Raw genomic sequence first — 15,608 nt, forward strand, 5'->3', positions numbered from 1 at the left:
TTTTTTATTTATCATCACACATCTTTGAAAAATCATCAACGAAAGTTTAAAATTTTACTGAACATATGTCGGTACATCTTTGTATTATTTTTATCATCAACTTATGAATAACACTAACATGGACAAATTCTCACAGGTTGGCAACCAAGAGATTGGGGCGATAGAGGACCTATACAAAGCGTACCTTGAAGATCCGGAGAATGTGGATGCAAGCTGGAAATCATTTTTCAAAGGCTTCGAGTTCGCCCGTCAATCATGGGCCGACGCCGAAACACCTGAGGATTGCAAACACCTGGACAAAGAGTTTAAGATTCTGAATCTTATTCACAATTACCGACAACGAGGACACCTGTTTACCCGAACCAACCCCGTACGGACACGCCGGACTTACTCACCGACACTAGACATCGAAAATTTTGGGTTAAACGAAGCTGATCTGGACATTGTTTTCCAGGCGGGAAATGAGATCGGTATTGGACCGGCATCACTGCGTGATATTGTAGCACATCTCGAAACAACGTACTGCGAATCGATTGGCGTGGAGTACCTTTTCATGCGAAAACCAGAAGTAGTTAAGTGGCTTCGGGAGCGCATGGAAGGAACCAAAAATCAGCAGGAGTTTACCGACGAAAACCGGAAACACATTTTCTATCACCTTAAACTGGCGGTAGGATTTGAAAACTTCATCCACAAAAAGTTTGTAGGACAAAAGCGTTTTTCCCTGGAGGGAACGGAAACCCTGATTCCGGCGATGGATGCCATCATCGAACGTGGTGCAGAACTGGGAATCGAGGAATTTGTCATCGGGATGTCGCACCGGGGCAGGCTGAATGTACTGGCCAATATCGTAGAAAAACCATACAAGAATATTTTCAAGGAATTTTACGGAACCGAATTTGAAGAAGGGATTGCCCTTGGCGATGTAAAATATCACCTGGGTTACGAAAATGAGGTCACTACCGACCATGGCCATAAAGTAAAACTGAATCTTCTTCCCAACCCATCGCATCTGGAAGCGGTAGCACCATTAGTAGAAGGCGTTGCCAGAGCTAAGCTGGATCATGAATATGGTAAAGACTTCAAAAAACTGGCTCCCATCGTCATTCACGGTGATGCTGCCATTGCAGGTCAGGGAGTAGTTTATGAAACTGTGCAAATGTCGCAGCTCAAAGGTTACAAAACCGGAGGTACGATTCACATGGTACTGAACAACCAGGTTGGTTTTACCACCAATTACCTCGATGCCCGTTCAAGTACTTATAGCACCGACGTTGCCAAGGTTACGCGTTCTCCTGTTTTCCACGTCAACGGCGATGATGTGGAAGCCCTCATCTTTACGATCAAATTGGCGATGGAGTTCCGGCAGCAATTCGAATCCGATATTTTCATCGACATTCTTTCCTACCGGAAATACGGACACAACGAAGGTGACGAACCACGTTTTACACAGCCTACGTTGTACAAAGCAATTGCCAGTCATCCCAATCCGCGTGATCTCTACGCTGAGAAACTGATACAAAAAAGTATCATGACCAAGGAAGAGATCAAAAAGGAGATTGATGATTTCAATCAATCGCTCGAAGTGAAATTCGAAGAGAGTCAGCATATTCAAAAACTTCGTATTGAGCGGTTTTTGCTAAACGAATACAAGAATTATCGATTGCCGGAACCAACTGAAGCGGATCATGACACCGATACCGGATACGATATCGACCAACTAAAAGCGGTTGCTGAAAAAATGAATACGCTTCCGGATGACAAGAGCTTTTTCCGGAAAATTATTAAGCTTCTGAATGACCGTAAAAAAGCTGCATCCAACAATCGACTCGATTGGGCAATGGGCGAATTGCTTGCCTATGCAGCATTATTATTGGAAGGTCATCCCGTGCGCATGGGCGGACAAGACAGCGAACGTGGTACATTTGCCCACCGGCACGCCGCTCTGGTGATGGAAGCGACTGACCAAAAGTACTTCCCACTCAAACACATTGGCGAAAATCAGGCACCATTTCACGTCTACAATTCACCGCTGAATGAATATGCAGCGATGGGATTTGAATACGGTTATGCGCTTGCCTGTCCGAAAGGATTAACCATTTGGGAGGCACAGTTTGGTGATTTCAGCAATGTCGCACAGGTTATTATTGACCAATACATCAGCTCTGCCGGCGAAAAGTGGGGTATGATGAACGGTCTGGTACTGATGCTTCCGCATGGATACGAAGGCCAGGGACCCGAACACTCCAGTGGCCGCATCGAGCGTATGCTTTCGCAAGCCGCCGGCAACAACATGCAGGTAATGCTGCCAACTACCCCAGCCAGTCTGTTCCATATGTTACGCCGTCATGTAAAATGGGATTTCCGGATTCCTATGATCATCTTTACGCCCAAAAGCCTCCTGCGCCATCCGAAAGTTATTTCCAGCTTTGAAGATTTGGCTAATGGAAAATTCCAACCGCTTATACCGGATGACACCGTTAAACCGGGAAAAGCTTCCAAACTGGTATTTACTTCCGGAAAAATTTATTACGAATTGATGGAACGGCGCGACGAGCTGCAAAAGAAAGATGTGGCGATTATCCGCATTGAACAGTTATATCCCTTCCCGGTAGAAACCGTCAGGAATATCATTTACGAGAATAAAAATGCAAAAAGCAAACTCTGGGTTCAGGATGAACCGGAAAACATGGGAGCCTGGCCATATATTGCCCGCAAGTATCCGGGTTTGAATCTCGAGCTGATTTCCCGTCCGGAAAGTGCCAGCCCGGCCGGCGGATTAATGGAACAACACAAACGACGCCTAGAACGAATCCTGGAAGCCGTTTTTAAATAAACCAAAGCAATCACAATTCATCAAAAAAGTATCATAAGATGATCATCGAAATAAAAGTACCCAGTCCGGGTGAATCTATCACTGAAGTAGAGATAGGAAGATGGCTCGTTTCTGACGGTGATATAGTTGAAAAGGACCAGGAAATAGCAGAAATTGAATCAGATAAAGCCACCCTGGCCCTGGTGGCTACCGAAGCCGGAGAAGTAAGTCTTAAAGCTGAAGAAGGGGATTCTATTGAGGTAGGCGGTGTTGCCTGCACCATCGACACAGACAAAGCCGGAGAGGCTCCTGTTGCACCAAAAGAAGAACCTAAAGCTGAAGAGAGAAAAGAAGCTCCGGAAGAAAAGAAACAGGAAGCTGAATCGAAAAAACCGGAGCCACCGAAGACTGAGAAAAAGCCTGAAACGACAAAACCATCAGGAGAGGATGTATCCCATGTGAAAACGACTCCTGCAGCCAAAGCAGTGATGGAAGCCAAAGGTTTATCTGTCGAAGAAGTTCTCGAAGGATTACGGCGACTTTCCCGCAAGGATGTCGAAACAGCTGCAGATGCACTGAGAAATCATCCGTCACTTCAGAAGCCGGAAGCCAGTCGCGAAGAGGATCGGCAAACGATGACCTCGTTGCGGAAAAAGTTGAGTCAACGTCTGGTTTCAGTGAAGAACGAGACAGCCATGTTGACCACATTCAACGAGTTGGACATGAGCCGGGTTATGCAATTGCGCAAAACATACCAGGAAAGATTTGTTGAAAAACACGGATTCAAACTGGGATTCATGTCTTTCTTCACCAAAGCAGTCAGCGAAGCCCTGAAACTACATCCGGGAGTCAATTCCATGATTGAAGGCGATGAAATTGTTACACCACGTTACCACGACGTGGGTATTGCCGTAATGACGCCAAAAGGACTGATGGTTCCGATTGTACGCAATGTGGAGACCAAATCGATTCCGGAAATTGAACTGGAAATTAAAGAGCTGGCAGCCAAAGCCCGTAACCGGAGGTTGACCATCGAAGAAATGACCGGAGGAACCTTTACCATTACCAACGGTGGCGTGTTTGGGTCGCTGATGTCTACTCCCATTATCAATCCGCCGCAAAGTGGAATTCTGGGAATGCACAGCATCAAGGAACGCCCCATTGCCGTAAACGGTAAAGTTGAAATTCGTCCGATGATGTATACTGCCCTCTCCTATGACCATCGCGTTATCGATGGAAAGGATTCGGTCGGTTTCCTCGTTGACTTAAAGGAATTCATTGAAAATCCGGAAAAACTGCTTTTCGGCGGAAGCTCGCCTGAAGAGTTGCTATTGGATTTATAATATTTCAGCCAATACATTTGGCATAAAAAAAGCGGAGCCATTTTTCAGGTTCCGCTTTTTTTCATTCATATATTTTCTTTTACCGGGTAATCGTGATGGGAACACATTTTTCGAATACCTTCCCATCGGTTGTTACAGAGGTCAACCAAACCTCGAAATCACCGGTTTCATCACCCGTATCAAATGCAACGTGCACTTGGTCATTTTTATCAGCAACGGCATCCGAGTTCCAGTACAACGTATTTCCCATCATTGGAATATTGGGCAAACCAGCTCCCTTCACATCATTCAAGGCATGCAAGCTATCAGCCTTATCGAGTGTTTGAAACTCAAGGAAGAAAGAACTTTCCGGCAAATCAATCCCCGCCAAATCGTCCAGTCGCGATTTCATGCTAATAATACCGCCGTATATTACGTCGCCTCTTTGGTATGTGGCATTCACCACATCAATGGACTTGATGCGCTCAGGTGGAATAGAAAGAATGTTCTTCATATCCGACAACGGTACCCTATCGAGTAAAACAAGCGGCGGATAGAGGTGTAAATCAGAGTGATTGCCTGACACAAAGAAACGCGGAACACCACGATGACGAACAACCACAACACTGGGAACCAATTCATAAAACACCTCCTCAAGCGTGGGCAGTTTTATGTACTTATCCAAATCAGTATGAAAAACGGGCTGTCCAAAGAAGTACTCTTCACTCTTCTTTGTTTTACCCGAATCCAGCGGCGTTTTTAGTGTAAAATTACTGGCCAGCTCCTGACTTATCATCATTCTTTCAGCCAATTTTCTCTCGTCGGAAGTTAGTTTAAAAGCCAGATTAGGCACCTCAAGCTTTCTCTGTATAAAATCGTTATCCACCAGCAGCTTGCATGGAACACTGTCTTTTTCGACCGACATAAATAATTCGCGCTTGCCATACTCTTCGGGAATAGCAAAATGAAATACTCCGTCCGCACGGCTGTAAGTACCGTGGAAGTTACCTTCGCCACCTAAAACCGACAAATTAATCCGGGCATACGATACTCCTCTCCCTGTATTCTTATTAATCACCCGCCCATTGACACTTACGCCACGTGTTTCGGGTATGAAAGTAATTGTATCACCAGTTACTTTATCATAATCCGGATCACGAACCTCCGTCGGCTGATGATAAGCCACATGACTTCCTTTCCGAACGACAGACACCGTTGAAACACAAGTTGGGCCATCCGAATGTGGAAGTGTTAGATTAAGTGATACATTCTGCCTCCTTTTGAAGGTCTGATGAGCGATAGAGTCTTTTGCAACGTGCCAATTCTTGTTGGCAGCCATTTTCAGGGAATCTTCTCCCGATACCACTTCCTCGGAATAAGGATTCAATATTTTTATCGTTTTCCAGGCAAAGCCGGACGCCGGAAAATTACGCATCCAACGGGTATAGGCCATCACGTAATAGTATCCTGAAGGAACCACTTCGGGAATGGTTATTTTTCCATCAGTACCATTTGCACCGAATGTAAATTTCTCACGAACTACCGGGTTGGCATTACCGTCAATCAATTCCACATACAAAACCTTGCTCCATTCCAACGCTGCCATCTCGCTATCCGACAAATTACACGCCTTGAAGTACAGGTCCTCACCAGCAGTATAAAAATCACGATCGGTAACAAAAGCAACCTTTTCATTGCCGGCAGATTTATCGGCTGCCCGCGAATTAAGGGGTAATGCAACAACGAACAAGGTAACGGATGCTACCAGTAGTTTTACTAGTGTCTTCATTTTTATCTTCATATTCCCGTTTTTTTATTGCCAATATGAGGGCCTGACATTGGTTCCTCCGCGTTTCAAACAATCAAAACATTGTTGGTCTGAAGCCACCTTCATAAATGCTCCCGATGGAAGAATAAATTTATACATATAAACTGGATAGGAAGAAGGTGGATAGGGCATTAAATCCTCCGTAACTGATTTTATCGTGTCAGAACTACAGACTATTTGTTTCACTGGGTCGGGTGCCGGACCAACAAAAATTCGCTTTTTGCTAACGCCGCTGGCGGAAAAAAAACCAAGCACCTGTTTATTCGGTTGCGATACACAGGTAATGTTTCCCGTAATCATGTATGGCTGACTTTCGTACAAACCTCCTGTCTGTTGTGTTTGTTTCTCCAAGCCATTCCAAAATTCATAGGCTTCTGCCGATAAAGCATATTCCCGAACTAACAGACTGTATCTCCACATCAACCGGTCTGTTTGTGTTGACACATAATTCAATTTAATGTTTCTCAAAACATCCTCTGCCATGTCACGGGTTGTTCCCGTATAAATTCCGGGTACTTCCTTTGTCATCCAACAAATAGTCCGGTTATCTGGGAAAAAATAATTAAGGTGCAATGCTCCATCCCACATGGCAAACACGGTATAAGGCGAATGATATTCCCACGTCTCCTCCATACTCCAACGATAGTACTGAGTTTTGCCACTATGATCACTGGTATTCACATAAAACTGGTATCCTTTTAAACCTTCCGGATTTTCCGCCGTAACCAGGGGCTGATAACTGGCTGTCAGACTGTCGATGGCTGGAGCCGGATTCAACGTCTGATAATCGGATTCATATACATCTCCATCATTATCAATTACCCGCAATTTGTATGCGGTGCCATGTTGCAACTCGTCACTAGTAAATTCGGCCGTATATTTCCCTTCACCCTCTTCACTATAAGCTACAATATTGCCTTTATCGTCAAGAACAGTTACAGAGCAACCATTTTCCGGAATATAAGCTGAATCAGTATAAGAACTTGTTTTAGATACTGTAATCGTTTGTGTTCCTGGCTCATCAGTCAATGTTCCGCTGATAACCAGTAAATCACGATAGTTAGTTATCGGTGGATTAAACGGCTCCACACAACGCTGAATTCCAAAAGCGACCAAAACAATGGCTACAATAATCAGATATCTTTTCTTCACGCTCATCTTTCTTCCATTTGAAATATACCGTTATAATTACCAATTATCATACTCAGATTAAGCACATATATTTTTCAATCATCAATCTTTCCAAAAATCAGGCTTGACATTTGTACCTCCTCGTTTTAAACAATCAAAACATCGTTGATTGGAGGCAACTCTAACCAATCCGCCAGAAGGCAAAATAAAGTAATACATATAAACCGGATAGGCTGATGGCGGATAAGGCATTAAATCGCCTGTTCCTCTGATTGTATCAGAAGAACAAACAATGTCTGTTACCGGATACGGTGACGGATCAACAAAAATCCGCTTTTGACTGACCCCGCTCGCGGAAAAAAATCCAAGTGCAATTCTGTCCGGATTGGAAACACACTTAATATTTCCGGTAATCATATACGGTTGCGATTCATATAGTCCACCTGTTTTTTGCGTCTGTTTTTCAAGCCCGCTCCAAAACTCATAGGCATCAGGCGAGAGAGAATATTCCCTGACCAAGAGACTGTACCGGAATTTTAATCGATCGCTCTCAGTAGAAACATAATTCAGTTTAAAATTCTTCAATACATCTCCTTCCATGTCGCGAGTGGTAGCCGTGAAAATGCCGGGCACTTCCTTCGTCATCCAGCAAGTCGTCCGGTTTTCCTTAAAGTAGTAATTGTCATGTAAGACTCCATCCCACATGGCTCCTACCTTATATATCGAATGGTATTCCCATGTTTCCTGCATACTCCATCGATAATACCTCGTTTTACCACTATGGTCACTTGTATTCACATAAAACTGACACCCGTTAAGCCCTTCAGGAACTTCAGCCGTATATTTCGGTTCATATCCGGCTGTTAAGCTGTCAATTGTTGGAGGTGACAATAACTCCTGATAATCTGATTCAAAGACATCCCCACCATTATCAATTACCCTCAGCATATACGAAGTTCCGTGTTGCAACTGTTCGCTACTGAACTCGGTTGTATAATTACCATTACCATCACCAGTCAAATCGTATATATTTCCCTGATCATCCAAAATTGTTACGGTACAACCATTCTCGGGTTTATATATTGAATCAGTGAGGCTTGATGTTCTGGAAACAGTTACTCTCTGAATTCCTTGTTCGCCCGTCAGTGTACCATCAATGACGATGATATCATTGTATTTTTTAACTGAAGGACTGAACGGCTCCACACAGGAATACAATCCCCCTATCACGCTAAGGATAGCAAAAACAGCTACTATGTAATTCTTTTGGGATTGCATCATACTTCTTACTTCAAATGAAAAACCCGTCAGTTATTTTCTACATTCATCTATTGTATATGGTATAAGTACTTTCATCAACCTACTACTGCCAAAAATCCGGCCTAACATTAGTGCCTCCCCTTGCAAGACAATCGAAGCAGCGTCTTTCACTTGCTGCCATCTGATACTGACCATTTGGCAAAGGAGTACCCTGAAGATAAACAGGAAAAGAAGAAGCTGGATAACTTTCGATCGGATTTCTTGGGGTTATGTCATCCAAATTGCAAATCATTTCAACGACAGGATCAGGAGCCGGTCCTACAAAAATTCTTTTCATACTAACTCCACTAACGGAGAAAAACCCCAGTACGACCTGATTTGGATTAGAAACACAGGTAATATTTCCCTGAATCATGTAAGGTTGTGTTTCATACAAACTACCGGTTTTTTGAGTTTGTTTTTCCAAACCATTCCAAAACTCATAGGCTTCCGCCGAAAGGGAATATTCTCTGACCAACAGACTATATCGCCACTTCAACCGATCACTTTCGGTGGAAACAAAACTTAATTTGACATTCGTCAATATATCCTCAGACATATCACGTGTTGTCGCAGTAAAAATGCCGGGAACATCTAACGTTTTCCAACACGTGCTCCTGTCATCAGGAAAAGAAAAGAAATGCAAAGCTCCGTCCCACATAAACATAACTTCATATGGCGCATGATACTCCCAGGTCTCTTCCACACTCCAGCGATAATAGTGTGTGTTGTTGGTCGGATCACTGGTATTCACTAAGAATTGGTATCCCTTCTGACCTCTCGGATTTTCCGCGGTAGCTTTGGTCTCATACTGAGCAGTCACACTATCGATTTTAGGTGCAGGTTTCAGTGCCTGGTAGTCCGATTCATAAACATCTCCGCTATTGGAGATAACACGCAACATATAAGCTCTTCCATATTTCAATTCTCCTTCTCTGAATTCCGCTTCATACTTGCCATCACCTTTTCCGGTGTATGGATAAATATTTCCATCGTCATCAAGAACTGTAACTGTACATCCATTCTCGGGTAAAAATTCGGCATCACCATAGTTCGATGTCCGGGAAACAGTAACGACCTGATTACCCAACTCATCTGTCAGCGCCCCGTCAACCACAAGTAGCTCAGAATACTTCTTAATCTGCGGAGTAAATGGTTCGACACAACAATACAAGCTCCCCATTACCATGAAAATGGCAACTATTCCTACGATGTATCTTATTTGGGACTGCTTCACTTCTTATGCCTAATCAATATTTATGATGCATCGTTTTGCTTCTATTAATACACCCAGAAATCGGGTCTGATATTGGTACCTCCTCTTTCAAGACAATCGAAACAGCGTCTTTCAGAAGCCGCCTTCATGTATCTTCCAAAAGGCAACGGTATCTTATACAAATACACAGGATATGCTGACTCCGGATACTCTTCAATTGGGTTTCGTGGCGTAATGGTATCTCCAAGGCAAACTGGCTCAGGAACCGACACAGGTGGTGGATTCACAAAAATCCTCTCATGGGAAACTCCGCTGGCAGAGAAAAATCCTAGAGCCACTTCATCTGGATTCGAAACACACATTATATTTCCCTTTATCATATATGGTTGGCTCTCATACAATCCACCAGTCTGTTGTATTTGTTTTTCCAATCCATTCCAAAATTCATAAGCCTCAGCTGAAAGCGCATATTCCTTTACCAGCAAACTGTATCTCCACTTCAATCGATCGGTTTCAGTATTAACATAATTCAATTTGATATTTTTCAGGATATCCGCTGAAAGATCACGTGTTGTTGCAGTATAAATACCAGGAACATCTAATGTCTTCCAACACGTGCTACGGTCATCTGGAAAAGAGAAATCATGCATGGTACCATCCCACATAAATGCTACCGTAAACGGTGCATGATACTCCCAGGTTTCTTCCATTCTCCAACGATAATAACGCGTATTGCCACTGAGATCGCTGGTATTCACGAAAAACTGATACCCTTTAAAACCTTCGGGGTTTTCCACGGTAATTTTGGGCTCAAACACAGCAGTTACACTGTCGATAGCAGGCGCAGCCTTTAACGTCTGATAATCCGATTCAAAAACCACCCCATTATTCGCAATTATTCTAAGCATATAGGCTCTTCCGTATTGCAGATCGCCCTGGTAAAATTCAGCCTCATACTTACCATTTCCTTTTCCGGTATATGCATAAATATTTCCCTGATCATCCAATACAGTTACCGTACAACCATTCTCCGGTTTATATTTGGCATCATTGTAATTGGACGTACGTGAAACAGTAATCGTCTGTGATCCCAGCTCATCCGTCAGTGTACCGTCAACCACAAGTAAGTCAGAATACTTCTTAATCTCGGGCGTAAATGGTTCGACACAACAATGCAATCCCATTACCATGAAAATGGCAACTACTCCTACGAGATATTTTCTTTGGGATTGCTTCAACATTCTATATAAATCAATAGTTATTATACTCTATTTTCACTCCTTCAATCCTTCCAAAAATCCGGTTCGATATTGGTGCCGTCTCTTTCAAGACAATCAAAACAGCGTCTTTCTGCCGTTACCATTATTCCACTTCCTTTTTCTTCGAACAAATACACAGGATAGGATGACTCCGGATAACTTAAAAGTGGATTAAAAATACTTATAGTATCCCCTGGGCATTCTAAGTCATTTACATCCTCAGGCGGAGGGTCGACAAAGATCCGCTTTTTTGTTACACCTGAAGCAGAGAAAAATCCCAATACCGCCTCGTTAGGATTTGACATACAAGTAATATTACCCTTAACCATATACGGTTGCGATTCATACAAACCACCAGTCTCCTGGGTCTGCTCTTCCAACCCACTCCAAAACTCATAAGCTTCAACTGACAAGGCATATTCCCGAACTAACAAGCTATACCGCCATTTCAATCGCTCTGTTAGAGTAGACACGTAATTTAACTTAATATTCCTCAAAACGTTTTTCGAAAAATTTCTGGTTGTTCCTGTATATATACCGGGAATTTCTGCTGTTTTCCAACATCTGCTCCGATCATCCGCGAAAGAAAAGTCATGCAAAGTACCATTCCACATATAAGATACTCTATAAGGTGCACGATATTCCCATGTTTCTTCCATACTCCAGCGATAATAACGCGTATTACCACTCGGATCACTCGCATTCACAAAAAACTGATAACCATTTAATCCATCAGGGAGCTCCACTGTAACCTTGGAGCCATATACAGCGGTGACACTATCAATTCGTGGAGCAGGCATTAGCGTCTCGTAATTCGATTCAAAAACTTCTCCATCATTGGAAATTACGCGCAACATATAAGCTCTACCATATTCTAGATCGCCCCGATAAAACTCGGCCTCATACTTACCATTTCCTTTTCCGACATACGGATAAATATTGCCCTGATCATCCATGACTGTGATCGTACATCCATTCTCTGCGATATACTCGTCATCATTATAGCTAGAAGTCCGGGAAACGGTGATCACCTGTTTCCCCAACTCATCCGTCAAAGTACCATCAATCACCAGTAAGTTGGAATACTTCTTAATCTCGGGCGTGAATGGTTCAACACATTGCTGAAATGCAATCGCTCCAATTAATGATATCGCCAGTAACAAAATGTATTTCTTATTCACTCGCATAATTACCCAATTTGAAATTCCAGGTAAGTGTCAGAATCGGCACACCAAAAATAGATTGTTTGTATCCCTGGATGTTGCCATCCACATTTTTAAAGTACACAGAATAAGCATTCTTCCGTCCCGTAAGGTTGTAAACACCTATCATCCATGAACTGTGAGCCAACTTCTTAGCGACCAGGTTACCTTCGATATTCACGGAAAGGTCAACCCGGAAGTAATCCGGTAAGCGGTACTCGTTTCTCAGTGAATAGTTTAATACTTTTTTACCATCGATGTAGTAAATAGCACTTGGGTATGTAATCGGGCGTCCAGTATAATATACCATATTGCCGGAAAAACTCACACGTCGGCTCAACCGGTAATTGGTCACAACATTCACCGAATGTGGAATATCGTAGTTGGCCGGATATGCTTTGCCGGAATTAATCTGGTTTTCGGGGAATTTGCTATCAACTTTCACCCGGGCATGAGAATAAGTATAGCTAATCCAGCCATTCAGTTTTCCAGCTGTTTTGCGCAACATCAACTCAAGTCCGTAAGCATCCTGTTTTCCTTGAACCACGTCTGTTTCAACCCATCGGTTTCCAATTAAATCAGCGCCATTCTTATATTCCACCAAATCGTTGGCTTTCTTATAATAGGCTTCAATGGATGTTTCGATGTGTTTTTGTGGAAAATTCCGATAGAAACCAGCACTAAACTGATCTCCAACCTGAGGCCTAATATGTGAATCGGTCAGTTTCCACTGATCATTCGGAGACAAGGCGACTGTATTACTCAACATGAACAGATACTGTCTCATCCGGTTGTACGAAAGTTTTACCGAACTGTTCTGGCCCAACAGGTAATTTAACGCCAAACGCCATTCCGGACCATGGTATGATTGAATAAAATCACCCGACTTATAACTGGTTGTATCGATGACAGTGCTTTCGTCATAAGGTGCTCCGGGGTAATATTGCCTTACCTTGTTTGGACCCAGATATGCATAGTAACTGTATCGGATCCCGGCATCGACCGTGAGGTTAGCCCCGATTTTCCATTCATCACTTACATACAATGCGTTTTCCGTACCATATTCACGTCCCAGATTGGTATAATACCGTAACGATTGAGCACCATAAGGAGTCAACGCTCCCCTGTCCAGATCATAATAAATGGCAGAGAGACCAAACCGGAGCAGATGATTAGGCGCGACATTGAAGTCAAAATCACTCTTCATCTCGTAATGCCCGATTGAATAATTTTTCGTATAAGCATTCAACGGATCTTGTTCCTCCGTATTCGCATAGGAATACTCTCCAAATGCCCCACTGAATGTTCCGGTAAAACGCTCATTAAAAAGGTGTCTCCAACTTAGTGAACTTCCCTTGTTACTGTATTGAAAGTGGCTGTTTGTGGACAGCGTAAACCGGTCGTGACTATAGTATCCGAAAAGCTGAATATGATTATTTCGATTGGCCTCCAAACTAAAGTTCGTAGCGATGTCATAAAAACCAGCGTTACTATTTTTTAGATCCGGATCCTTTAATCTTCTCAGAATCCAATCGGAATAAGTGGAACGACCACCGATGACAAACGAGCCTTTGTCTTTCACCAAAGGTCCCTCCACCGAAAGCCTTCCGGTAATAGGACTAATACCACCGCGAGCAGTAAATTTCTTTTGGTTTCCTTCGCGGGTAGAGATATCGAAGATGGAAGCCAACCGACCACCAAACCTTGCAGGGATATTACTTTTGTAGAAGGAAAAGTCCCGTACGATATCCGGGTTAAATGCTGAGAAAAATCCGAACAGGTGCGATGTGTTGAACACAGGGACCCGGTTAATGTAAAACAGGTTCTGGTCAGCAGGGCTCCCCCGTACATTTAAACCGGAACTACCTTCACCAACCGACTGAACCCCCGGTAACATACGAGCAACCTCCAGCAAATCGCTTTCTCCCATAACAACCGGAATTTCCTTGATGGCTTTCACATCCAGACGTTGAAATCCCATTTGGGTTCCCCGGACATTGTGAAATTTATTGGCTTCAACCACTACCTCTTTCAAGGGAATAATATCCTTCTGGAATTGAAAGTTGTAGTGCGCATTTTGCCAGATTTGCAGGTTGTAAACCTGTTTCTGCATACCCATGCTACCAAGTTGAAGCGTATATTTTCCCGGAGTGATAACCAGACGATAATACCCCTGGGCATCACTCACCACACCGTCTTTAAGCTGTTCCACATAAAAAGTCGCCCCTACTAACGGTTCTCCACTTTCCGCATTGATGACGCGTCCGGTTAAGTAAACCCGTTCATTTGGCTTTTTGATATGTTCCCGACCGAATACAATGGTCTTGTTCTTCTTCTCTTTTCTACCTTCCAGGTACCGTTTTTCAACATCAGTGATGCCTCCTTTTTTCGATGTTTCCCCAGACGCTTCGATTAGCTTCTCAGGTAATGTCGTAATCATCTCACGCCCCTTAAGGACATAGATATCGTGGAAGGCATCAATATAATATCGCAGGTCAGTTCCCAGAAATGCGCGGTGCAAAATCTCTTTCATTGATAAATCAGAGCCCGATGCATGATCGAGTTTGATATTTTGCACCCAATCCTTTCGATAATAAAAATGAACCTCTTGCTGAGATTCCACTTTGGAAACAAACTGTTCAAACGTTAATCCGTTGTAGTCTCCGGAAAATTTGATATCGTTATCCTGGCTTTGAGCCCTGAGTTCAGGCACCAGCATACACATCATTACGATTCCCCAGATAATGCTGGTAATTCTCATGCGTCTTTCAGGATTTTAAGCAGGTTATTAAAATCTTCATTGGAAATAGCTGATAATGAACCTCGGTGTGCCCGGAAATACTTTTTCAGCTCTTTTTTCTTTTCAGGAAAATACTTCCAGATTGATTTTCTGTTTCGGATGTTAAACACCTTACCATGGCGTTCAAAATAATACTTTCGATACACTTTCGTGTAAGCAAAATGATTGGCTTGTGTCCCTTGAGGTACTTCGAGGTATTTGGTATACTTGATTAACCAGCGAAATCCTTTTTTACCGACCACCTGATAAAATGATGCAGACAACTCATCGTTGTCTAGCCACTCGAAGGTATACCCCCCTTCAAGGGTAAACTGATGAACAAAATCCCGCCGCAGAATAATATTACTCTGCCCCCCGAAGGAATTGATAACTTTCAGCACAAGTTGCTGGTCGACGATATCGTACTTCAGTTCAACCGGAAAGAAATTCTCGTCTTTTACCATTACCGAGCCTCTACGAAAGGTATTCTCTCCCATAAACGGGTATCCGGTGGCATTGTAATGTAAGTTGATATACAAAACCCCGTTGACCAACAAATCATTTAAGCCATACTTTTGATTGTAATGCTCATACTGCTTTTTCAAAGCATCCCCTGATGTTGGCTGTGCCTTTATGGTAAAAGGCAGACAAAGGAAAAAGAGAGAAAGAATTCTCCCGAAACGGTTGAGTGACATGTAGAATCTTTAAATCAGTTAATTCGATTAATACACAATGACAAATATGGTACCCATTCTCTCCA

General features: G+C 43.0%; 10 protein-coding genes. 2 read left to right on the forward strand and 8 right to left on the reverse strand.

Annotated features, from left to right (window positions below):
• The first annotated feature begins 118 nt into the window (after nt 1-118).
• The gene (locus tag T426_RS0110985; protein ID WP_027585693.1) at nt 119-2,833 is read left to right on the forward strand and encodes a 2-oxoglutarate dehydrogenase E1 component; all 2,715 of its coding nucleotides are present in this window, start codon (nt 119-121) and stop codon (nt 2,831-2,833) included.
• 38 nt (nt 2,834-2,871) lie between these two features.
• On the forward strand, nt 2,872-4,155 hold the full coding sequence (gene odhB, locus T426_RS0110990) for a 2-oxoglutarate dehydrogenase complex dihydrolipoyllysine-residue succinyltransferase (RefSeq protein WP_025864699.1): 1,284 nt from the start codon (nt 2,872-2,874) through the stop codon (nt 4,153-4,155).
• Nucleotides 4,156-4,234: 79 nt separating this feature from the next.
• Here odhB and T426_RS0110995 read toward each other — a convergent pair whose 3' ends face one another.
• The 8 genes from T426_RS0110995 to T426_RS0111030 form a co-directional block, all read right to left on the reverse strand.
• Nucleotides 4,235-5,923 (reverse strand): hypothetical protein, encoded by a 1,689-nt coding sequence (locus T426_RS0110995; RefSeq protein WP_148303756.1) that lies wholly within the window; start codon nt 5,921-5,923, stop codon nt 4,235-4,237.
• Between the two features lie 24 nt (nt 5,924-5,947).
• Nucleotides 5,948-7,120, reverse strand: coding sequence for a DUF4249 domain-containing protein (locus T426_RS0111000; RefSeq protein ID WP_025864697.1), 1,173 nt, complete (start codon nt 7,118-7,120; stop codon nt 5,948-5,950).
• Between the two features lie 75 nt (nt 7,121-7,195).
• A complete protein-coding gene (locus T426_RS0111005) occupies nt 7,196-8,374 on the reverse strand; it encodes a DUF4249 domain-containing protein (RefSeq protein WP_027585695.1) in 1,179 nt (392 codons plus the stop codon).
• Nucleotides 8,375-8,456: 82 nt separating this feature from the next.
• Nucleotides 8,457-9,629 carry a DUF4249 domain-containing protein gene (locus tag T426_RS25110; RefSeq protein WP_148303755.1) on the reverse strand — a complete coding sequence of 391 codons (1,173 nt, stop codon included), beginning with the start codon at nt 9,627-9,629 and terminating at the stop codon, nt 8,457-8,459.
• A gap of 44 nt (nt 9,630-9,673) precedes the next feature.
• On the reverse strand, nt 9,674-10,849 hold the full coding sequence (locus tag T426_RS0111015) for a DUF4249 domain-containing protein (protein WP_027585696.1): 1,176 nt from the start codon (nt 10,847-10,849) through the stop codon (nt 9,674-9,676).
• A gap of 41 nt (nt 10,850-10,890) precedes the next feature.
• Nucleotides 10,891-12,054 carry a DUF4249 domain-containing protein gene (locus T426_RS0111020; protein WP_025864691.1) on the reverse strand — a complete coding sequence of 388 codons (1,164 nt, stop codon included), beginning with the start codon at nt 12,052-12,054 and terminating at the stop codon, nt 10,891-10,893.
• The gene (locus T426_RS0111025) at nt 12,041-14,830 is read right to left on the reverse strand and encodes a TonB-dependent receptor (RefSeq protein WP_025864690.1); all 2,790 of its coding nucleotides are present in this window, start codon (nt 14,828-14,830) and stop codon (nt 12,041-12,043) included. Before T426_RS0111025 ends, T426_RS0111020 begins: the two co-directional genes overlap by 14 nt.
• Nucleotides 14,827-15,543: a hypothetical protein gene (locus T426_RS0111030; RefSeq protein ID WP_025864689.1), complete on the reverse strand. Its 717-nt coding sequence runs from the start codon at nt 15,541-15,543 to the stop codon at nt 14,827-14,829. The genes T426_RS0111025 and T426_RS0111030 overlap by 4 nt, the downstream gene beginning before the upstream one ends.
• Nucleotides 15,544-15,608: the final 65 nt, after the last annotated feature.

The organism is Prolixibacter bellariivorans ATCC BAA-1284 (genome assembly GCF_000621705.1).
Taxonomy (GTDB): Bacteria; Bacteroidota; Bacteroidia; order Bacteroidales; family Prolixibacteraceae; genus Prolixibacter; species Prolixibacter bellariivorans.